This is a genomic window from Rahnella sp. JUb53, from assembly GCF_004346065.1.
GTDB classification, from domain to species: domain Bacteria; phylum Pseudomonadota; class Gammaproteobacteria; order Enterobacterales; family Enterobacteriaceae; genus Rahnella; species Rahnella variigena.
Window position 1 is genome coordinate 13000 of the sequence record NZ_SLYT01000002.1, and the last position, 21403, is coordinate 34402.

Annotated in this window: 15 protein-coding genes; 7 read left to right on the plus strand and 8 right to left on the minus strand. The window is 50.6% G+C overall.

The window, feature by feature from the left end; all coding sequences use genetic code 11:
• Positions 1-8: 8 nt before the first annotated feature.
• From vgrG to tssB, 8 genes are all read right to left on the minus strand, one after another.
• Positions 9-2342: a type VI secretion system Vgr family protein gene (gene vgrG / locus EC840_RS04625; protein ID WP_132964119.1), complete on the minus strand. Its 2334-nt coding sequence runs from the start codon at positions 2340-2342 to the stop codon at positions 9-11.
• The gene (tssH, locus tag EC840_RS04630; RefSeq protein ID WP_132964120.1) at positions 2339-4993 is read right to left on the minus strand and encodes a type VI secretion system ATPase TssH; all 2655 of its coding nucleotides are present in this window, start codon (positions 4991-4993) and stop codon (positions 2339-2341) included. The genes vgrG and tssH overlap by 4 nt, the downstream gene beginning before the upstream one ends.
• Positions 4994-5155: 162 nt before the next feature.
• Positions 5156-5647: an Hcp family type VI secretion system effector gene (locus EC840_RS04635; RefSeq protein WP_112289529.1), complete on the minus strand. Its 492-nt coding sequence runs from the start codon at positions 5645-5647 to the stop codon at positions 5156-5158.
• Positions 5648-5679: 32 nt separating this feature from the next.
• Positions 5680-7371: an OmpA family protein gene (locus EC840_RS04640; protein WP_129640071.1), complete on the minus strand. Its 1692-nt coding sequence runs from the start codon at positions 7369-7371 to the stop codon at positions 5680-5682.
• Positions 7371-8057, minus strand: coding sequence for a type VI secretion system protein TssL, short form (tssL, locus tag EC840_RS04645; protein ID WP_129640070.1), 687 nt, complete (start codon positions 8055-8057; stop codon positions 7371-7373). Before tssL ends, EC840_RS04640 begins: the two co-directional genes overlap by 1 nt.
• Positions 8054-9412 (minus strand): type VI secretion system baseplate subunit TssK, encoded by a 1359-nt coding sequence (gene tssK / locus EC840_RS04650; protein WP_132964121.1) that lies wholly within the window; start codon positions 9410-9412, stop codon positions 8054-8056. The genes tssL and tssK overlap by 4 nt, the downstream gene beginning before the upstream one ends.
• 14 nt (positions 9413-9426) lie before the next feature.
• On the minus strand, positions 9427-10974 hold the full coding sequence (gene tssC / locus EC840_RS04655) for a type VI secretion system contractile sheath large subunit (RefSeq protein WP_112289523.1): 1548 nt from the start codon (positions 10972-10974) through the stop codon (positions 9427-9429).
• 31 nt (positions 10975-11005) lie between these two features.
• Entirely contained in the window at positions 11006-11500 is a 495-nt protein-coding gene (gene tssB, locus EC840_RS04660; RefSeq protein ID WP_112289522.1) for a type VI secretion system contractile sheath small subunit, read from the minus strand.
• Positions 11501-12375: 875 nt separating this feature from the next.
• On the opposite strand from tssB, the gene EC840_RS04665 reads away from it, so the two are divergent.
• From EC840_RS04665 to EC840_RS04695, 7 genes are all read left to right on the plus strand, one after another.
• Positions 12376-13923, plus strand: coding sequence for a methyl-accepting chemotaxis protein (locus EC840_RS04665; RefSeq protein ID WP_132964122.1), 1548 nt, complete (start codon positions 12376-12378; stop codon positions 13921-13923).
• Between the two features lie 318 nt (positions 13924-14241).
• Complete coding sequence (locus EC840_RS04670; protein WP_129640067.1) at positions 14242-14799, plus strand: fimbrial protein; 558 nt, start codon at positions 14242-14244, stop codon at positions 14797-14799.
• A gap of 60 nt (positions 14800-14859) precedes the next feature.
• Positions 14860-15594, plus strand: coding sequence for a fimbria/pilus periplasmic chaperone (locus EC840_RS04675; protein WP_132964123.1), 735 nt, complete (start codon positions 14860-14862; stop codon positions 15592-15594).
• Positions 15578-18130, plus strand: coding sequence for a fimbria/pilus outer membrane usher protein (locus tag EC840_RS04680; RefSeq protein WP_243701016.1), 2553 nt, complete (start codon positions 15578-15580; stop codon positions 18128-18130). The genes EC840_RS04675 and EC840_RS04680 overlap by 17 nt, the downstream gene beginning before the upstream one ends.
• Positions 18131-18146: 16 nt before the next feature.
• Entirely contained in the window at positions 18147-19229 is a 1083-nt protein-coding gene (locus tag EC840_RS04685; RefSeq protein WP_132964124.1) for a fimbrial protein, read from the plus strand.
• Positions 19226-20023 (plus strand): fimbria/pilus periplasmic chaperone, encoded by a 798-nt coding sequence (locus EC840_RS04690; RefSeq protein ID WP_132964125.1) that lies wholly within the window; start codon positions 19226-19228, stop codon positions 20021-20023. The genes EC840_RS04685 and EC840_RS04690 overlap by 4 nt, the downstream gene beginning before the upstream one ends.
• A 211-nt stretch (positions 20024-20234) precedes the next feature.
• Positions 20235-21359 carry a site-specific integrase gene (locus EC840_RS04695; RefSeq protein ID WP_129640063.1) on the plus strand — a complete coding sequence of 375 codons (1125 nt, stop codon included), beginning with the start codon at positions 20235-20237 and terminating at the stop codon, positions 21357-21359.
• Positions 21360-21403: the final 44 nt, after the last annotated feature.

The following is a 21403-nucleotide window of genomic DNA, read 5'->3' on the forward strand; positions in this document are numbered from 1 at the left end:
GTTTTCCATTATTTCTCACATTCCACGCATTTGGCCTCAGGCGGCAACGTTGCCGGTGCCGGGCTAAAACTCTGTGGCAAGATCTGGTTAAAGATCCCTTTAACATTCACCTCTCCGGGGGTCATGATCGTGACACCTGAGCTTTCAATCACTATCGCGCTTTTCCCGCAGGCCAGTGTGATTTTCTTGCTGGCCTGGATATAAACCTCATCATCTTTACTGATGATTTTCATATCTTTAAGGGAGGTCAATGCCATTGCATCACCCTGAGCCTGAATATCCACCTTGCCTTTGTTGGCGTACATTTTTATGCCAAGCGTCTTAGCAAAAAGGCTGATAATTTCACCCGCAGCGACGGTGAATTTTTTAAATACTGTGAAATCACTGTTTTCAGCCGATGTCTGAATGAAATTGTTACCCGTACTGATCTGAATACTTTGAGGTGATACCTGGGCAATTCCCGCGGGTGCGCTCATGAGCAGAACGGATTGCTGTAAATCTTTCATCGAAGACTCAAGCAGAGATTTTTGTTCAGCTACTTGTGCCAGTTCCGCCTGTGCAGTTTTCACAGCATCACTGAGCGCCTTTGCCAGCCCTTGTGCCTGTTGTAGCGATTCGATTGCTGCCGTCATCTCCAGCACTTTTCCTTGTGCCAGACCCTGGCCATCGGCCGTGATGAAAATCCCTTGCTGCGCGCGGATGGCACCGAAGCTGTCGGTGCGCAGCTCGAACCCTTCACCGCGCTGCTGTTTGCCGCTGTCCACCAGATGGCCGAGGTTGAGCTGGCTTTTACCACCGTATTCGGTGCTGAGCTTGATGTGCTCCTTGCCACGCTCGTCCTCGAGGCGCAGTTTGTTGTTCGACGGCGTGCGCAGTACGTTGCGTTTGTAGTTCTGGATGGTGACGTGATCGCCGTGCGCAGAGTCATGTAGAACGTGGGCGATATAAGGGCGATCCGGGTTGCCGTCTTCAAAGGCAATCGCCACTTCCGTGCCGGCCAGCAGCGGCATATGCATGCCGTAGGTGTCGCCGGCGTAAGGGCGCGCCTGACGGACCCACAGACTTTCGTAGCCTTGTTCCCAGGCGTCGCGGTCGAACAGCATATTGACGCGATACCGCCCGTCTTTATCGATATGACCGTAGGTGTCGTTGACGGTGGTGCTGGTGACGCGGGCGGGCAGAGTACCGGCCATCACCGGTTTAGGCTCGGACTCCGGGCGGAAGCAGTAATCTTCAGACCAGGTAATGGCCTCAAATTTTGTTTCAAAGCTTTTGTCGCGACGCGCCGAGCTTTGGATAGACACGATCACCACGCCCTGCGCAAACTGTGCCGGCGCATCGCTGCCGGTGACTTTGAGCTCCTGACCCGGCACCAGGGTTGCGGCATTCACGATGCCGGAAAAGCGCGCCTGATTGTTCAGGTAACGTTCGTGACGCAGGCGGGCATAGAACGCGCCACTTTCCGGTACCGGATCGCGACCACCGCCACCGGCGGTCAGGTAGTTATCGGCGTAATGATAGGCTTCGCCATAGGTGGTGGTATCCCCGCGGGTAACATCGGCGCTGCCGGATAAATCCGTGGTCGCGGTGCGGTAGTTGTAATCCCGGGTGGAGACGGTTTTTTCCACCACCTGATAATGGCTGGACAAATCCCATGCCGATTCGACGCCGACGTCGTGCATGCCGGATGGGGGTACGGCCTGCAGCGTCAGCGCCTGTTGATAATGCTGCTGGTCGTCATAGAATTCGACCACGTCAATGCTGAGTTTAGGATCGGCGGTAAAGCGGAACCAGATCCCGACTTCGGCCAGAAGTCGGGAGATAAAGGTCAGGTCGTCCTCGCCGTACTGCAAGGTTTGTTCGCGACGCGGGTACTCTTTACTCAGTGTGAAGATAAAGTCCTGTCCGCGCATGTCGTGACGGTCACGCAGGATTTTTTCAACAATCTGCGGAACCGACATGTCCTGATAAATACAGTTCTGATGGCTGCGGGCGAGCAAAGCCAGACGCGGCTGCAGGCGGACTTCGTAATGACTTTCATCTTTCGACGTGGAAAGACGTTTAAAGGCGGTGATTAGGCCCTGTATTACGCGCTGCGGCTGTTGGACTGAGACACCAAAGGCGTCGGCCACCGGCGCCTGCAGGGTCAGTGAAGCGTCCTTCATCAGCATCGATTTCGGATCAATAGCCCGGTCAGCACTGGTAAATTCGATGTCGTAATGGAAAGGCTTACTGAGCGTTTCCAGGCTGGTGAAACTCAGAACATCGGGTTGCGCGCTGCTGCCGCGGATGGCTAATTTATGATGACTGTGGTCGAAAAAAGGCAGTCCGGTTGTACTCATTTCTCTACTCCGTCAAATTCCAGGGTGATCCCTTCTTCCTCATCCCAGCCCAGTGCCAGCGCCGTGGTGCGTTGTTGCCCGGCCATGCGTTGCAACAGTTGCTGGCTCAGTACCGGCAGGATTTGCTGATTGAGCAGGCTGTCGATGTTGCGCGCACCGGTATCTGGCAGCAGGCAGGCGGCGACCAGCGTGTCGTACAGACTTTCTTCTATGGAGCAGGTCAGGCCGTAGTGCTTGTTCAGACGTTTCGCGACTTGTGCCAGTTTCATCTCAACGATAGTGCGCAGGGCAACGGCGTTCAGCGGACGATAAATCAGTGTCTGGAAGCGGGCGAGCAGGGCGGGCTGGAAATGGTCGCGCAGGATCGGGCGCAGCAGTTCCTGTAAATCGCCGTCAGTGGCTTCCGGCTGTTCATCCAGAAGTTGCATCAAATGGTCACTGCAGAGGTTAGCGGTCATCAGGATCACGGTATTACGGAAGTCGATTTCGCGGCCTTCACCGTCGCGCATAAAGCCGCGGTCGAACACCTGATAGAACAGGTTGATTACGTCGCGGTGAGCTTTTTCCACTTCATCGAGCAGGACGACGCTGTACGGACGTTTACGCACGGCTTCAGTCAGAATACCGCCCTGACCGTAACCGACGTAGCCCGGAGGTGAACCTTTCAGTTGAGAGACGGTATGCGCTTCCTGATACTCGCTGAGGTTGATGGTAATGAGGGATTTCTCGCCGCCGAACAGGCAGTCGGCAAGGGAAAGGGCAGTCTCGGTTTTGCCTACGCCGCTCGGGCCGACCAGCAGGAAGACGCCCAGCGGGCCATTCTCAGACGTCAGGCCGGTTTTGGCGGCACGCAAACGTTGCGCCATGTCGGTCAGCGCATGATCCTGTCCGACAACACGTTTGCCCAGATGGTTTTCCAGCTGCAACAGGTCAGTCTGTTCGTCCTTCAGCAGGCTGGTCAGCGGCACGCCGGTCCAGTCGGCAATGACTGTCGCAACAGTGCGGACGTCCACGTCAAGAGACAGCAGCGGGGCGCTGCCCTGCAACTGGGCCAGTTCTTGCTGCAGCGCGTGAATATCTTCCTGACGGCTGATGTCCTGACGGATTTCCAGCAGCTTATGCGTCAGGGCTTTTTCGGATTCGTACTGCGCTTCGAGAGCGTAAAGCTGCGCATTGAGTTCGCGGTCCAGCTCACCGATTTTTTCCAGACGTTCACCGTGGGTCTGACTGCCGAGGGCTATATCTTCCAGCAATGCCTGCTCCTCCATTCCCAGTGCGGCTATCTGCGCCTTAAGGCGGGTCAGTTCTTCCGGCAGGGTATCGAGGCTCATGCGTACACGGGCGGACGCGGTATCGAGCAGATCAACGGCTTTGTCCGGCAGCTGGCGGCCGGTGATGTAGCGGCGGGAGAGGCTGACGGCGGCTTTGACGGCTTCGTCGGTGATGTGAACGCCGTGGTGCTGCGCGTAGCGGGATTTCAGGCCGCGCAGCATCAGGCAGGCCATCTCGTCGTCTGGCTCATCGACTTTGACAATCTGGAAGCGGCGCTCAAGGGCGGCATCGCGCTCAAAATACTGTTTGTACTCGCTCCATGTAGTGGCGGCGATGGTGCGCAATTCACCACGGGCGAGCGCGGGTTTGAGCAGGTTAGCAGCGTCGGCGCCACCGGCCTGATTGCCAGCGCCAATAATAGTGTGCGCTTCATCGATAAACAGCAGAACCGGTGTGGGTGATTTTTGCACGGCGTCGATGACGTTTTTCAGGCGTTGCTCGAACTCGCCTTTTACTCCGGCGCCGGCCTGTAGAAGACCTAAATCCAGCGTGCGCAGGCTGACGGTTTTCAGGCTGTCGGGCACGTTGCCTTCCGCAATACGTAACGCCAAACCTTCCACCAGCGCGGTTTTACCGACGCCCGGTTCACCGACCAGAATCGGGTTGTTTTTACGACGACGGGAGAGAATATCCACCATCTGACGGATCTCGTTATCGCGACCAAACACCGGATCAATCTGCCCGGCTTTAGCTTTGGCGGTGACGTCCAGCGTGAATTTATCCAGCGCGGCCTGCAGCGCTTCGCTTAACGACTGGCCGGTAACACCAGACTCTGCTTTTTGCGTCGCTGAGTTTTCAGAAAGTGCGGAAGGTGTGCGGCTAAGGCTTTCCTGTTGTTGCAGCTCCGGGCGCTCTTCGGACAAGGCATCCAGCACTGGCTTGAGGCGACGGATATGTTCTTCGCTCAGGCTGAACAGCGGCCATAAACCTTCGCAGCGCAGCAGGCGCGGTTGCGCCATCAGCGCTTCCAGCAGATTGACACTGCGGATGCTCTGGTTGTCATCCTGCAGTGATGCCGCCAGCCAGCCCGCTTTCATCAGCGATTGTAAATCTTGGGAAAGCTGCGGACGCGAATGCACGGAACGCGGCAGGGCATCGAGATGTGCCAGCAGACTTTGCCACAAGGCATCCATATCCCATTCGTAGCGGCGGGCCAGCACGGTGATGTCGCCTTCGCCCAGTTCCAGCAGTTTGAGCAGCCAGTGCTCGACGGTAATTTCATTGTGGGCGCGGGTCTGGCAGAGCGTCGCGGCGGCTTCCAGCGCTTTCGCGCAGTACGGATTTAAGCGGCGAAGTAATACGGCTGACTGTTGTTCCATGCTGAATTCCCTTTTTTAGGTACGCTACCGCCCTTAGCCTTTTCCTATGCAGGAAACCCAGGCCCATAAGGTCGATGTCCGGTGGTGTTTTTGTTTGCTCAACCGCCAGGCAGCGGCTCAGGAAACAAAAACAGCAGACGGCAAACCGTCTGCTGTGGGGTGTTACGCGGTAGTACGTTCGTTCCAGGAATCGGAATGAATGATATTGCCGTCTTTGTAGGTCCAGGTGATTTTTTCGTAACGCAGCTCGATCATTTCGAGGTGGTTATGTTTTTCAAACGCCGGGTCTTTGATGTCGTTCATTTTTGGCGCGACTTTCACCAGTTTGACGTTTTCCAGTTTGGTGTTGAAATACTCCACTTCCTGGCCTGCGTCATTGATGCGATACCATTTGAACTCTGCGGATTTCAGGGTCTGGCCGGTAGTCACCGCTTTGTACAGGTACGGGCTGGAAGAATCGATTTCTTTGGTAAACAGGAACGGGGTGTGAATACGCGTACCCGTCAGTTTGCCGGTGTTGTTATCGGTCGGGATATACAGGTTGTGATCCTGTGCCACCACTTCGATGCTGCCTTCGCGATCTTTAACGTCTACGGAGCCTTTAATGTCCGCACCGCCGTCGTCTTTCAGCCACAGATAAACAGGAATTGCCATGGGTAGTTCTCCATTTCTAAGGTAAACATTCATCAATCATTTGATGAACTTGGGGTTGCTGTTGCCTTACAGGCGTCTGCCTGTGGCACCAGACTGATTTCGACACGACGGTTAGCCGCACGGCCTTCCGGGGTATCATTTGAAGCAATAGGGCGTGTTGCGCCATAACCCTGAACGGCAAAGCAGGTCGGGGAGACATCGCTGGTTGAGAGCATCCAGTCACGTAATGACTCGGCACGTTTGAGCGACAATGTCTGGTTGGCTTTTGCGTCACCGGTAATGTCCGTGTGTCCGGCCACCACAATCAGCCAGCCTGGCCTGGCCTTGATATCCACAAGTGCATTCACCAGCATTTTGAGCGAGCCCGGTTTGAGCTCGTACTGGCCCGTGTCAAACAGCGACAGGGAATCAAGGCGCACCGTTTTTGGGGCCTCTTTTTCGACGGGTTCAGGTGGCGGTGGGGGCGGGACATAACTTTTGATTGCTGCCATCAGAGGCAGACGCAGGCGTTCCCCCTGATAAAGACCCAGACTAAAACGCACCGGCTCACCATTACGGAACCAGTCATCAAGCTGTGCGGCATCGCGTCGTAATATCTCCACCGCTTTTGCCTTTGGTCCGTAATCTGTCATCCCGATACTGTCGTAATGGCGGATATCGAAAGCCACCCGATGCAGAAGCTGGCGGTTATGCCAGGCACTGCTGCACAGCGCGGCAACCACCGTGACGGTCAGCAGGGTGACACCATGGCGTAAAGTACGACGACGAGATGACACGCCGCTGCCGGAAGGCAAGACAGTAAAGATAAAGTCAGGGAAGGTTTGCAGACTGCTATCAACGCCCTCTTCGGGATGCCATCCGGCGACTTGTGTCAGAGAGGTGTGTGCGCTAAGCCATTGTTGCCAGAGCGAGGCGGACACAATACCCCTCAGGCCGCCGACCTGATGCAGGACAACCTGTTGCGGAGAAACACAGGCGACATCATCGTTACGCGCCTGCAATGCAGGCAGCACGTACGCATTAAGCCAGTTATTTTGCTGGTCGAAAATGACGGTCTGTTTGACCCGTTCAACCTGCCGGGCACTGCCATCCTCCCGCTGCCAGTTTGCCAGCGTTTCCGGCATGGTTATTGTTGGCCATAGCGTCACCGACCGATCATTTTGTTGCGATAACCAGACAGGCGCGTCTGCAGTGGCGGTGGCAATCGTGCTACTCAGAAGCAGAGGAAGTGGGCGGCGAATATCCCGGCGTAACTGCACAAGCTGCCAGCGCAGCTCATACAGGCAGGTGGTGAGTTCGCGTTCGTCGCTGTGCTGCTGAGGATTTACTGCCACCATGACGGCCAGCTGTTTCGCCCACTCTGGACGCTGCCATAACAACTGTCGGGCAAACTGCCGCAGAGAATTGCTTTCGTCGACCCGGAGCCAGCAACCCTGAGCAGTCAGATGTACGTGATCTTTACCAAACAGCGATGCCAGATCGTCGCCGCAGACCAATACGACTGGCAGACGATATTTCTCCGGCGGAAGCCCGTCGAAATGCTTTTCTGCAAACTCTGAATCTTGCTTTTGACCCGTACGCCATACCCCAACAAGGCAGATGATCATCACCAGTCCGAAGATTAGCCACCGCATCACGGTTGAAAAGGGCAGGAGAGTCAGACACAGAATGCTGGCCAGAATACCCGCCCATAGCCATAAACCACGTCGCCACATCGGACTCATTACACGGACCCCGGCAACAACGTTGTCAATAATCCGGACAGCCAGAGGTCCAGTCCGCACCACAGCAAGGCGACAATCAGTCCTGCGAGTCCAAGGCGTACCGGCCAGTAACGTAATCCTATGCCGAGGCGATGACTGGAAGACGCCATTGCCAGAACAGGACGGGATGACGCAAAGCTAAATGCAGGTACAAGCGCTGTAAGTTGCTCAACCAGCTGTTCGCGCTCGGTCACTGCCTGTGAGGCATAACCGCCGAGAAAACCTAACATCAGTACCCGGTGAAAACAGGTAAGTACTGCCATGTCGGGTGCGGGTTCCCGCAGCACGGTACGCATCCGTTCATACAGCTGGTTACCCGCGTCAAGTGATTTGAAGAAGTACGCCTGCAGCGGAGAATTACACCAGACAAAGTAAGCATCATCCTGGACGCTGCGGCCTTTAACGGTCTCATCCAGAATGGCGCACTGGGCATACATGATGTGCTGACAGTTTTGTTCACTGACGTCCCCCTCTTTCAGCGCCTGTTGCACGCGTTCTATATCAGCCACACAGCGCTTCCAGAAGATTTGCCCTTCCCCTTCAGGGCAGTTCATTCCCTGACGCAGGCTGATAACCTGCAACCAGGTATCCGCGAGCAGGGCATCGATATCAACAGCCTGTGTTGTCATTCTCATGGATTGGCTCATGCGCGTAACACCGCAAACAGTTCAAGCTGAATGTCGCCCAGCGTGCCAGGCACATAGAAGACACAGGTGCCTGCTTCCATCATTTGCTGCGCTGCAGGATGGGTGAGATCCAAAGAGAAATACTGATTTTCCAGACGAAGCGGAATGGCGGCAGGAACATGGCTCAACGGGCGCAGCGGAATACCGCTTAGTGCCACATTGACGACGTTACCGACATCATCCGGTGCACCGACTTTACACAGTTGCGGGAACTGGGTTTGCAGTTGGGCAGAAGACAGGGTAGAGCGCACGGACAGATAGAAATCGACCTCTTCGCGTTCGCGCAGGCGGGGATCGTGCAGGGCTGCACGCCACTGGTTAATGCGGGGTTCATGTACCAGATCTATGGCGACAACGCGCGATGGCAGGCTGGCTTCCAGCAGAATATTCAGCAAGGTAAACAGCGTCGGGAAGACCGTAGTCAGGCTAACGTGTTGATAGGCCGGAATAGCGGCGACGTCATGATCCAGGGAAAAAGTCAGCAAGTTTCCGGCAAGACGGGCCAGCTCCTGGTAAAGGCGCTCAGGATGAACCTGGGGGTTGCGCTGGTAATTGCCCAGCACGGGCTCTGCACCGTTAAGTGCATTCAGTAGCCAGAACAGGGACACATCGGCAACTGCAAAGTCTGCCATGCGCGCATTGCTTTCACGGCGCATTCCCATCAGGCGTTTTAAACGCGCCCTCAGCGGCACCATCAACAGTTCGAGCTGCTCTGTACACCAATGACTAGCCTGAAGACTCAGCAAAGGTGGGATAAAGTTCGTATCTTGTATCCACCGTCCCTGGGCATCACGCAGCAGACGTGCCACCGGACAGGTCTGATAGTCACCGTTTTCCTGAATATCCAGTCGCAGCGTCAATTCATGCGACATGACGGCGACCTGTTTTTTGTCATCGCCATACTGGTTTTGGACATCCCGCCAGGCCTGACGATAGCGTACCGGACGTTCAGCCCGTTCATCGGGCTGCAGGCAGTTTCCGCCATTCGCGTAAACTTGTGGCAACGCCAGCATCACAATTGCTTCATTGGCGTCTGCCGGTAAGTTTGCCGACAACGTCAGTGTTGGCGGCAGTAAATCTGCACAGTCGGTATCGACCAATATGCCATCCTGAAAACGGACATGCAGCCGCTCAGCTTTCAGACGTCCTTGTGCCAGCGCATCCTGTTCAAAGGTCGCATGAAGCACACCCCACGGGTGAAGTATGCCCATTTGAGCAATACATTCGTTTGTCCAGGCCTCAAAAGAGGCCTGTTGTTGAAACTGCTGTGGAGACACGAGGATTCCTCGTGTCCACAGCGGACGTTCAATCTTCATCGTGCCTCCGGGCTTCAGGCTTTCGCTTTAGGCATCTGAGAAACCAGTGACAGATTCACGTCCATCCCTTCCACCTGGAAGTGCGGTACGGCGTACAGTTTCACGCGGAAGAAGCCCGGGTTGTCTTCGATATCTTCGACGGTCACTTTGGCGTCACGCAGCGGGTGAGAGGCTTGCAGGTCATCGCCCGGATCGGTCATTTCAGTGACCAGCGTGCGGATCCAGGTGTTCAGTTCCAGTTCCAGCAGACGGCGATCTTTGGTGGTGCCGATGTTTTCACGCTGAATCAGCTTCAGATAGTGCGCGATACGTGACAGCAGGAAGATGTACGGCAGACGCGCATTGATGCGGCTGTTTGCTGTGGCATCAGCAGTGTCATACAGCGCCGGTTTCTGTGCGGAGTTGGCGGAGAAGAAGCAGGAATAATCGCGGTTTTTGTAGTAAGACAACGGGATGAAGCCCAGGTTGGCAAACTCAAACTCACGGGTTTCAGGGATCATCACTTCTGACGGGATTTTCACCTGATTGCCGGTGCCGAGGTCATACAGGTGAATGGGCAGGTCAGTCACCGCACCGCCAGCTTGCGGGCCACGGATTTGCACGCACCAGCCGTTTTTGATGAAGCTTTTCACCATGTTGGCTGCAAACGAGAACGCTGCGTTGGTCCAAAGATACTTCTCGTGATCCGGACCTTTCACCTCTTCGACATAGTTGAAGCTGCGAACCGGAACGGTATCCGGGCCATACGGCAGACGACCTAGCACGCGTGGCATAGTCAAGCCGATATAGCGGGAATCGTCAGAATCACGGAAGGATTTCCACTTGATGTATTCTGCGCGGTCAAAGTAGTTGCCGATGTCTTTAATCGCAGCCACTTCTTCCATGGAATCTTTCAGGAAAAATTTAGGACCGACGGCGCCGACGAACGGCATGTGCGCGGCAGCGGAGACTTTTGAGATGTTACGCAGCAGTGCGACATCCTGGGCTGATGCATCAAACTCGTAGTTGGAAATTACAGAACCGATGGGTTCGCCGCCCGGTGTGTCATATTCCTGAATGTAAGTGTGACGGTACAGGCCGCTCTGGATGATTTCAGGGCAATCTTCGAAGTCCTGACGCAGGTCGTCTTTAGAAACATCCAGCACTTCAATTTTGACGTTCTGGCGGAAATCGGTGCGGTCAACCAGGAACTTCAGACCACGCCAGCCGGATTCCACGCGCTGAAAATCAGGGTGATGCATCACAGCGTCGAGCTGACGGCTGATCTGATTGTCCAGTTCTGCAATATGGTGATCGAGCAGCGTTTTATCCAGACGCTCAACGGTCTGGCCAGATTGTTTCAGACGCTCAAGGAAGACCTGAACGGCTGCCGTCACACGCTGATCGGCGGTCACATCAGCCAGGGCAGCGGTATCCTGGAAATCATTCAGGTCGCCCAGTGAAGTCACCGGCGTCAGATTGATTTTATCAAACAGGGAGGCGTAAACGGTGCCCGCTTCAGGGCGTTCAAGAACAGTAGTCTGGCTTGAAGAAGAGTTTTCAGTATTGACTGACATAAGCATTTTCTCGCATTAATCCGTTAAGTGGAGGCTGTTATGCCTTAGGTGCCAGAGCGTTCAGTTCACTGCGAAGCTCATTGCTCAGGGACGGATCTTTAAGAATGGTTTCGAGTTCTTTGCGGAACGTTGCGTTGTCCAGAAGATTGGATTTGAGATCACGCAGCAGATTGCGCATGGCCAGCATGGCGCGCAGTTGAGGGATCTGGCGTGCAACCTGCTCGGGTTCGAAATCTTTCATTTCGTTGAAGTTCAGAGAGATGTTTTCTTCGCTATGATCGCCAGCCAGCGTATTTTCAACGGTCAGATTAAGTGAAGGGCTGAACTCAGCCAGAACGCTGTTAAAGTTATTTTTATTGATGTTAACTTTTTCGCGTTCTGACAAAGGTCGGTCTTCTTTACCATTGCTGTAGTCTCCCATTACCATTAATTTTAAAGGTAATTCGACTTTCTTCTGTGCGCCGCCCGTGTGGAGATCTAGTTTAATATTAACGCGGGCTTTGGGGATTTCTTCCTGAAAACTATTAGACATGCCTATCCCTTACTGTGGAGTGATAAACGCTGCCAATGAATCTGAAAAATACATTGAGGCTGGCAACCCTGCCATAAAAATTTGTCCATGCCGCATCATAATAACGTGCGAATAACTTCAGGGTCACAAGCGAGCTGATATTTTTCGGAGCATTTCGCAGTGTGTATTGAATTTATCTGAAAAAATAAAATTTCAGATAAGTACCTGTCGCTGGCATTTTAGAAACATTAGTGATTCTATTGAAAATCATAATTTGTAACTAAGTATTACATCGCTTGGATCGCAGGATAACGGATCATCATATTGAAATATAGGAATTTTCTCTCAATTCCCGCGCAGGCGGCATGGGATAAGGCATTGAGGAAGATCGGTTTGTAGAAAAAACAATAAAAGCGCAAATTTCATTAGGATTAATAATGCAGAAAACACAGGAAATATCTGAAGTGAATTTATTTCATGAAAGATTTTTCATTTTGTTGCGAGGGTTTATTAATAGGATTTTTCATATTTTTTTATAGGAATATTCATGTGTTGAATGATTATTCATTTTGTATAAGGAGGGTGGTATGAGTCTGTAACATCTATTTTAGATGTTGCTTAAGACTTTTCCTCCAGGAATAAATAACTTTACAGTTTCAATGTAAGAGATTGGAGTGCTGTTTTCATTTACTTAAAAGTATAAGAAAATTTGTTAGTTTTATGCTGTGTCGGCAGTTGAAACCGCCTCTTCAGTGCAAGGCGGTATCAGATATGGCTAAAGATTTGATGGCGGGCCGAGCATCGTCTTTTAAATTCCTGATAGGGTGAAACAGTCATTAAACCTTTTAAGCCAAATGCCGATAAACAGATCCTTGCTCTGTTTTGAGAATCTACCGATGTCGCTTAAAAAGTCCTCTTTACTTGTTCTTGTAGTTCTTTTCGCTCTCTTTTTCACCAGTATGCTGTCAAATATCTGGTTGCTGACCCAAAGCAATCATTCTCTCGATGATGTCAACAAGGAGATCCGGGTGGTTCTGTCCGTGATTGATCCTATCAATCACAGCCGCACCTCGCGCGTTCGCGTCATGGAGTATATGAAGGAAATTGAAAGCGGCAATGGTCAGCAAACCGGCGCTGCGCTCGACGGCGTCAATGAGGTCATCGTGAAGGCCGATGCCGCATTTCAGGCCTATATAGATGCACCTAAACTGCCGGGTGAGGATGAACTGGCCCAGGCATATCGCGCCACGTATCTGGAATATCGTCAGAACGGAATACAGCCGCTGATCGATGCCGCTAAAGCGGGTGACCAGCCGCGGTTTAAAGCACAGATCCCGACAGTCATAAAACTCGATCGACAGTATGAAATCGTACTAGATAGAGTGCTGGCGCTACACGAGCAGTACGCCAGAAATCTCAACAATGATGCGCAGGATAATTTCAAATTTGGCATCGGGTTGACCATCGGTTTTGGTCTGCTGTTCCTGATCATCATTATTGGCGTGGTGATTTTGCTTAAACGTTTCGTTCTGACGCCGCTTCTGAATTCACGTGATCATTGCCGCCAGATTGCCGAGGGTTATCTCGATACCCCTGTGCCGGTCAATGCCCGGTCACGCAGTGAAATTGAAGAACTGATGCAGTCTATTGAGCATATGCGACAGTCGCTGACCCGCATTATCGGCCAGGTGCGTGACACCAGTCATACCGTTGCTCATGCATCGCAGGAAATTTCGGCTGGGAACATTGATCTGGCTTCCCGCACAGAACAACAGGCGGCTGCACTGACACAAACCGCGGCCAGCATGGAAGAACTTGGGGCGACCGTAAAACAGAATACCGAGAATGTCACCCGTGCCAGTGGCCTGACACGTGAAGCCGTTAAAAATGCGCGTGCTGGTGAAAAGGTGGCACAGGATGTGATCGGAACGATGAGTCGTATTAACAGCAGCTCTAAGAAAATCGAAGACATAACAGGCGTCATCAATAGCATTGCGTTCCAGACCAACATTCTGGCGCTCAATGCCGCCGTTGAAGCCGCACGTGCCGGCGAACAGGGGCGTGGATTTGCGGTGGTCGCCAGCGAAGTGCGCAGTCTGGCGCAGCGCAGTGCTGTCGCAGCGAAGGAAATTGAAAGTCTGATCTCTGAATCCGTTGCCAATATAAAGGAAGGGTCTGAACAGGTATCGCGTACCGGGGATTCTATCTCGGCAATTATTTCTTCCGTGACTCAGGTTGATGTGCTGATGGAACATATCTCGACCGCATCTGATGAGCAAAGCCGTGGGATAAGCCAGATTGAGCAGGCTGTGACCGAAATCGACGGCGTAACTCAGCAGAATGCGGCGCTGGTGCAGGAGTCCGCAGCAGCAGCGGCCTCGCTTGAAGAGCAGGTTCTCTATCTGACGCAGTCTGTTTCGGCATTCAGGCTGGCGACAGCGTAACATAGCCCATCAGTTCAGGGTGTTTGCACGCAAATACCCTGACGACTAATTTGGTTATTATATTTTTATGGCCGAGTATATTTTGAATGTTATTAGGAGAACTTTTTATATAAATAACTATTAATTAACCCTCCCCAAAATTAAACTCTGCCTATTCAAGTAACTTGTATTGCTTATCATAATTTTCGGTATATGATGCGTGACGTTAATAATGAACTTCTGTATATATTTATCTGTCGGATTGATGAAAGACTTATTATATATTGATGCCATCATTATTAGCTAGTGATCAATCCTTACGTATATAGGGAAGTGCATATGTATAATACTAAACACGTCATACCCATGCTTGCGTTAGTCATGACATCTACGTTTGCTGCGTCGGCAATGGCGGTCGATGGAACTATTACTATTAATGGCAAGGTAACAGATACTACCTGTTCAATTGCTGTTAATGGTGGAAGTGAGGATGCGACCGTGACATTACCGACTGTTTCAGCAAACAGTTTAAAAGCGCCGGGTGAAACTGCCGGTGCGACACCTTTTAATATCTCACTGACAAGTTGTTCAGGTACGGCTTTAGGCACGGCGAGCACTTATTATGAACCCGGCACTTATGTTGATAGTGCCACCGGCCGTCTCAATATAGATACCACCGCGTCGGATGCAGCAAAAAATGTTCAGGTTGAATTATTAAATGCCAGTATGGAGTCAATAGTCGCCGGATCTCCGGTAACCGATGGCCAAAATGATATTCCGGTTGATATCAGCGCCGGCAGCGGGACATTAAATTATTTCGCCCGCTATTATGCCACCGGAGTTTCTGTGGCAGGAACGGTGACCACGCAAGTTGATTACACGATGACATACGAGTAACCGATAAAAAGGGGTGAAGCAGGAATTTCACCCCTGTCTCAATAAAAAGGAACATCAGGGATGTGTAAGTCTATATTCATCAGTATTATTTTAACCTGCTTCTTTTCCTGTAAAGCGTATCCGGAAGTTGTCATTAACGGAACGCGGATTGTGTTCCATGCTCAAGATAAAGAATCAGTAATACAATTAATGAATAAGGGTAAAAAACCCTATCTGGTACAAATGTGGCTGGATGATGGCAACCCGAAAGCCCGGCCCGGTGAAGTCAATGTCCCATTTATTGTCAACCCTCCTGTCATTCGCATCGATCCAGAGAGAGGTCAGGCGATACGGCTGATGGCACTGAACGGGCATTTACCACAGGATCGGGAATCGCTGTTCTGGTTTAATCTTTTGGAAGTGCCTCCAAAGCCGACACAGAGGATTCAGGCAGGTGATAATGTATTGCAAATGGCATTTCGTACCCGGATAAAGTTGTTTTACCGACCAGATAACTTAGTACCTTCGCCACCTCAAGCTTATAAACAGTTAAAAGTATCATTGATTGGCAACAAACTAACAATTATCAATCCTTCACCTTACTTTATCACTTTCAGTAAGCTGGAAGTCAGACACTCAAAAACATCACCGGTACTTTCCCGTGTCGTAAATTTTACGAAGAGAATGGTTAATCCTGAAAGTGAAATAGAATTCAGCCTGAAGTCTACTGACAATAAAGATATACGGGGCGAAAAGTTATTCTATAGCATCATAAATGATTATGGCGGGGAATCAGTCAATGAACAGATATTATGAAATGATATCTGGCTCGCGTAAAAATTCATTCATCATGGCGATCTTAAGAAGAGCAGTTTGGTCTGCACTGCTGTTCTCTCACGTCGTCTGTTATGCAGGTTCTGATACGGTTATGTTTAATAGTGCATTTATGCGGTCAGCAATAGACGTTAATGATTATGCGCAAGGAAACCCTGTACTACCCGGAATACATCGGGTGGATCTGTATATAAATGAGAGGTGGAAAGGGCGTACAGACGTTAATTTTTCACTTCCGGATAATCAATCAAAAATAGCCCATGCGTGTTTCAATATAAAATTGCTATCAGAGTTGGGTATTGATAGTGAAAAACTCGATGAAAATGTCATTTATCAGCTTAAAGATCCCCATCAATGTGCTGATATTAATATGTTGCTTCCCGGACTCGATGTCAGTTATGACGTTACCACTCAACATCTTAATGTGACAGCGCCGCAGATCTATTTACTTCGCCATGCCAGAGGATATGTCAGCCCCGAACTTTGGGATAAAGGTATCACAGCGGCAACATTAGAATATGACTATAACGCCTATCATTCAGAAATGTCAGAAACGCAAAGTATCTCTACTCAATATCTCGGACTTCTCGGTGGTATAAACTGGGATGTCTGGCGTTTGCGATATAAAGGGTCTTTTAACCAGAGCGATGAAAATGGATGGGAATATGATAACGCCAGCACTTATGTCGAACGTGCGATAGTGCCGATACGCAGTAAGCTGGTGATCGGTGAGTCTATGACGGAAGGACAGGTCTTTGATAGCGTGGGTTTTCGCGGGGCCATGCTGGCATCCGATGACCGAATGTATATGGACTCGCAGCGCGGATACGCACCGGTGATCAGTGGCGTGGCGAATACTACTGCATTAGTTCAGATTTCACAGCGCGGCACGCGTATTTATGAAACCACGGTTCCACCTGGCTCGTTCGTCATAGATGAACTGTATCCGACAGGCACTGGAGGAGATTTGCTGGTCACAGTGAAAGAAGCGGATGGCAGCGAGCGTAGTTTTACCGTGACCTATGCGTCGATCGCTGAACTATTAAGGCCAGGGACAACCCGCTACACACTGATGAGCGGTACTTATCGTAATTCGACCGTGAATGAAAAACCCCTGATTGCGATGGGCACTATACGGCACGGTTTTACCAATCTGATCACGGGTTACGGAGGTGTATTAGGGGGAGGAAAGTATCAGTCGGTGGCCGGGGGGATTGCACTGAATACTTCGCTGGGCGCGATATCTTCGGATATCACTCATGCCCGTACTCAGTTACATAACGAAATCTCAAAAGAGGGGCAAAGTTACAGTTTGGCTTTCTCAAAAATACTGCCAGTGGTGAACACGAATATCACGCTGGCAAATTATCGTTATTCAAGCGCCGGTTACTACAGTATTGATGATGCAATGTTGATACGGGACCAGCAAACCTCTGCCGGAAACGCTTTTTATTCCAGCAGTATCAATCGTAAAAATCGTGTGCAGATCAGCGCAACACAGGATTTGTCGGAGGTCTGGGGAACATTGAATATCAGTGCAAGCACCCAGGATTACTGGAACAGAGGCGGGCGTGATACTGAATACCAAATGGGATACACCAACACTTTCTCATGGTTCAATTTGAATATTAATGCCAGCCGTACCCGGGATCTGGTGAAAAATATCTGGGACAACAAAATTGCCGTAGGCATTTCACTACCTCTGGGTAGCAGCGCAAATTCGGTTTATTTCAATTCCACCTATGTACAGGAACGTGATCATCAGGGGATTCAGAATTCGGTCTCGGGTTCCGCTGGCGATGAGCGTCAATATACTTACAGTGCTTTCGGCAATGCAGATCATTATTCATCGATGGGTAACCGCAATACCGCAGGCGCCAGTGGGAACTGGAATTCACCTTATACCCGGTTAGGAGGAAGCTTTTCAGCCGGACAAGGCTACCAGCAGTATGGGGCAACGCTTTCCGGCGGCGCAATTGCTTACGGAAATGGTGTGGTGTTCACGCCGATAATGGGCGACACCATGGCAGTTGTGGAAGCGAACCATGCCAGCGGCGCGAAAGTGGCGAATAATTCAAGCCTGGCTTTGGATAAATCAGGTAAAGCCGCAGTGCCTTATTTAACACCGTATCGGCAGAATAGCATCGAACTGGATCCAAAAGGGCTTTCCAATGATATTGCTCTCGACGTCACCCGCCAGAATAGCGTTCCGACGGCCGGTGCGGTGGTGTTATTGAAATATGAAACGGATTTTGGTTATTCCGCTTTGTTGCAAATCAGCTCGGTTCGTAACGAGGAAATTCCGTTTGGCACGCCTGTTACAGATGAGAAGAACGAGAGGGTTGGATATATCGCACAAGGAAGCCAGAGTTTTATTCGGGTAAAAAAAAGCGAAGGAAAACTCAATGTGAAATGGGGAAGTTCGCCGTCGCAGCAATGTGAATTATTGTACCAGCTGCCCGCTGATAATCCGTCAGAGGAAGATAATCTCAGGCGTGCGAACGTGGTGTGCCAGTAAACAGGGAAGAAATGTTATGGCAAAAATTTTCAGGTCAATCCTCTTTATTGCGTTCGCCGGTATAAGTCATCCGGCATGGGGGGATGGTACGTGGGTCGATTGCAGCCGGACAAATTCTTATTACCAGTATTTCTCTACAACCACTATTCAGATTGGGAAAGATGCTGTTGTGGGAGATCTGCTGGGCGGGTGGATAACATCATCAGATCCGACCGCGTGGACTTGTGCGCAAAGAAGTTCCTCTCAGACGATTTCACCGCAACTCGCGGTTCAGGGTTATCCTCCTTACCCCATCTGGAATACGACGTCGACAGAAGGCCAGGCCTACAGCGTTTATAATTCAACGGTGAAATCCGGACTGGGGTACATCGCCCGCTGGCGTTATACGGTGAAAGGTCAAACCAGCACCTGGTATCCGCTGACTGTAGCTGCTGGTATTTACCAAACACCAGCGGAACTCTTCCCTGTCACCTACGACAGCGGACGTTCATTTAATATCGGGGTTGATGTACAAATTCGTTTTGTAAAGACAGCAAATACGCTGACTGCGGGTACTACGCCTGTTTTTGATCCGATGTATACGCGGCATTATCAGTTTTACAACGGCGCTTCCAGCACCGGTGGGGGTACTTATATGATTGCGGAGTTCCTTGCGGGTGGGCTGGTCATTAATACCACGGGAGGCACCTGTACAACACCCAATGTGGATGTGACACTCCCGCCAGCCGCGAGGTCTGACTTTAGCGGTCCAGGCTACACAACATCCAGAACAGACTTTAAGCTCAATTTCACGCAATGTCCTGCTGGGCTGGCCAGCATCAGTTATTCGTTTATGCCAACAACAACGATTAAAAATAATTCACAGGGAGTGTTTGCGCCGGACAGTACTTCTACGGCAAGCGGCGTCGCGTTGCAAATGCTCACGGATCAGGACATTCCCGTGACGTTCAATACGGATTATCTGCTCACCAGTTATGATTCAGGAACGGCCAATACAAATTATTCTGTTCCTCTCAGGGCAGGTTTGTATCAAACAGAGAATACTGTATCTTCCGGCAATGTGAGTGGTTCAGTAACTTTTACGCTGAAATATAAATGACTAACAAAAATATTTTTTCTATGAAAATCCTATTATCATTACCCTGTTTTATTTTAGCTTCAGTATTATTTTGGACAATGACTACAGAACAGGGAATAGGTGAAACTTACATTAACCGAACGCGGTTAATATTCAGCCAAAAAGCAAATGATGAGTCCCTCAGTATTATCAATGAAGGGGCAAAACCTGCACTGATGCAATTATGGATTGATAAAGAAGAGCCTGAAGAAAAACCTGAGCATATTTATGTTCCCTTTGTTGTCTTGCCGCCAGTAGCAAGGCTTGAGCCAAAAAGTTCGCTGGGTATACGTGTATTGTTTACCGGTAAAGGGCCTTCCCTTACGGCTGATTCGGAGTCCTTGTTTTGGCTCAATGTTCTTGAAGTCCCGCCGAAAATGCCAGTGTTGGAGGATAACCCTGTGTTACAAATGGCCATCCGCACCAGAATTAAAATTTTCTATCGTCCCAATGCGCTGGGAGATATAACCAGCAGTGACGCGGTAAAAAAATTACATTTTTCATACGTCAAAGATAGCAATAAGTCCCGACTCCAAATTGAAAATCGTTCACCGCTGTACGTGACGCTGACACAAATAAAATATGGAGAAGCGCATTGGGAAAATAATTTACCTCATGACGGAATGATCGCACCATTCAGCCATATCAGTCTCCCTGTTATTCAATTTACTGACAGCCGACAATTGTCGATGACCGTCCGTTACATTGATGATTACGGTGTCATAAGTGAATATCATCCTGCAGAATTGAATGAAACAGTAGCAATTGTCCAGTGAACTGCATCAGGATAACTGGACTGCTTGTCCAGTTTGTAGGTTTTTTAACCCGTCACTGACGTCATAATCCTTCTGCTAAGTCCTTTATTTTTCTTTATAGATTGTCATTGTGACTCCAGACTTAATAGGTCTGGAGTCATAAACCTTTTGCCTAAGATCCTATGACTTGTTATAAAACCGCCCTGTGATTTTTTCAGGTGAAATAGGGCTGATGAGCAACGCGGTATCCGGAACGATCAACGAAACACATTTTGCTGCCGAGAATGTTGGCCGGCATGTGCTTGCCTATCTTCAGAATGTGAAAATGACGCCGCTCGCAAAGCTGGATGATTTTGACGAAGAGGGTAACGCGACAGTCGGGCAGGTGATCAATGTCTGGATCCGGCTTTCATTGATCCTGACACGCCGTCGTCCGGAAATTGCCGTTTCCTCTTTAATGAAACATGTCCTGCCGGTGATTGGCGATGTGCCACTCAACAAAATTACCCGCCTGCGTCTGAATCGCTTATTCAATGTGTTGTTAGCGGACGGAAAAATTTCCGAAGCCAAAAGGGTATTTGCCCTGTGTAAGCAATTTTTTGGCTGGGCGGAAACGCAGGGATATCTCGCCCATTCGCCCTTGAGTTCGATGAAACGCCGTGACGTCGGGGGAAGAAATACGCCGCCCCGCGAGCGGGCATTAACCGATGCTGAAATCTGGATTTTCTGGCATGGTCTTGATTTATGGGGTATTTCGGAACAATGTCGCTGGGCGCTACGCCTTTGTTTACTGACTGCCAGGCGTCCGGATGAAATCGTACGTGCCAGAAAAGAGGAGTTTCATCTGCGAATTGGCGTCTGGCGGCAGGGCACGCGCAATAAATCAGCCCGCGATCATAGCCTGCCCCTGACATCTTTAATGGTGACCTGTGTGGAAGCATTGTTGGCGGCCAGTCCAAAAAATAGTCCGTGGCTGGTTCCGTCTCCGCTCGATGCACAAAAACCGTTATCGCGGGGGGCCGTCACTCAGGTTATCCGCCGGATGTTACGTGCAGAAAGAGGGCTGGGCATTGAGCCATTTGCAACACGGGATTTGCGCCGGACAGCCAGATCCAAATTATCCTCCCTGAATGTCCCTAACGATGTTGCCCGTAAAATCATGAATCATTCGCTCGAAGGTATTGACCGTGTTTACGATACCCACGACTATCTGCCGCAAATGAAAAAGGCGCTGGAAGCATTTTCTGACAATATTCAGGGCATTATCAGCGCGCCGGATTACTTCGATTTGCGCCATAAATTTGAGGGTGAATCCCTGCAAGTTCCTGCGATATCGCTGCTTTATATGGAAAGATAGGTTTTTTTTGCAATAGAAATATCTGCAATTTTTTTGTGATTTAA

Coding starts and splice junctions, on each gene's coding strand:
- EC840_RS04635 (WP_112289529.1), bottom strand. CDS start 5,647: ATGGCAATTCCTGTTTATCTGTGGCTGAAAGACGACGGCGGTGCGGAC.
- EC840_RS04680 (WP_243701016.1), top strand. CDS start 15,578: ATGAACAGATATTATGAAATGATATCTGGCTCGCGTAAAAATTCATTC.
- tssK (WP_132964121.1), bottom strand. CDS start 9,412: ATGAAGATTGAACGTCCGCTGTGGACACGAGGAATCCTCGTGTCTCCA.
- EC840_RS04690 (WP_132964125.1), top strand. CDS start 19,226: ATGACTAACAAAAATATTTTTTCTATGAAAATCCTATTATCATTACCC.
- tssC (WP_112289523.1), bottom strand. CDS start 10,974: ATGCTTATGTCAGTCAATACTGAAAACTCTTCTTCAAGCCAGACTACT.
- vgrG (WP_132964119.1), bottom strand. CDS start 2,342: ATGAGTACAACCGGACTGCCTTTTTTCGACCACAGTCATCATAAATTA.
- EC840_RS04695 (WP_129640063.1), top strand. CDS start 20,235: ATGAGCAACGCGGTATCCGGAACGATCAACGAAACACATTTTGCTGCC.
- EC840_RS04675 (WP_132964123.1), top strand. CDS start 14,860: ATGTGTAAGTCTATATTCATCAGTATTATTTTAACCTGCTTCTTTTCC.
- tssH (WP_132964120.1), bottom strand. CDS start 4,993: ATGGAACAACAGTCAGCCGTATTACTTCGCCGCTTAAATCCGTACTGC.
- EC840_RS04640 (WP_129640071.1), bottom strand. CDS start 7,371: ATGAGTCCGATGTGGCGACGTGGTTTATGGCTATGGGCGGGTATTCTG.
- EC840_RS04665 (WP_132964122.1), top strand. CDS start 12,376: ATGTCGCTTAAAAAGTCCTCTTTACTTGTTCTTGTAGTTCTTTTCGCT.
- EC840_RS04670 (WP_129640067.1), top strand. CDS start 14,242: ATGTATAATACTAAACACGTCATACCCATGCTTGCGTTAGTCATGACA.
- tssL (WP_129640070.1), bottom strand. CDS start 8,057: ATGAGCCAATCCATGAGAATGACAACACAGGCTGTTGATATCGATGCC.
- EC840_RS04685 (WP_132964124.1), top strand. CDS start 18,147: ATGGCAAAAATTTTCAGGTCAATCCTCTTTATTGCGTTCGCCGGTATA.
- tssB (WP_112289522.1), bottom strand. CDS start 11,500: ATGTCTAATAGTTTTCAGGAAGAAATCCCCAAAGCCCGCGTTAATATT.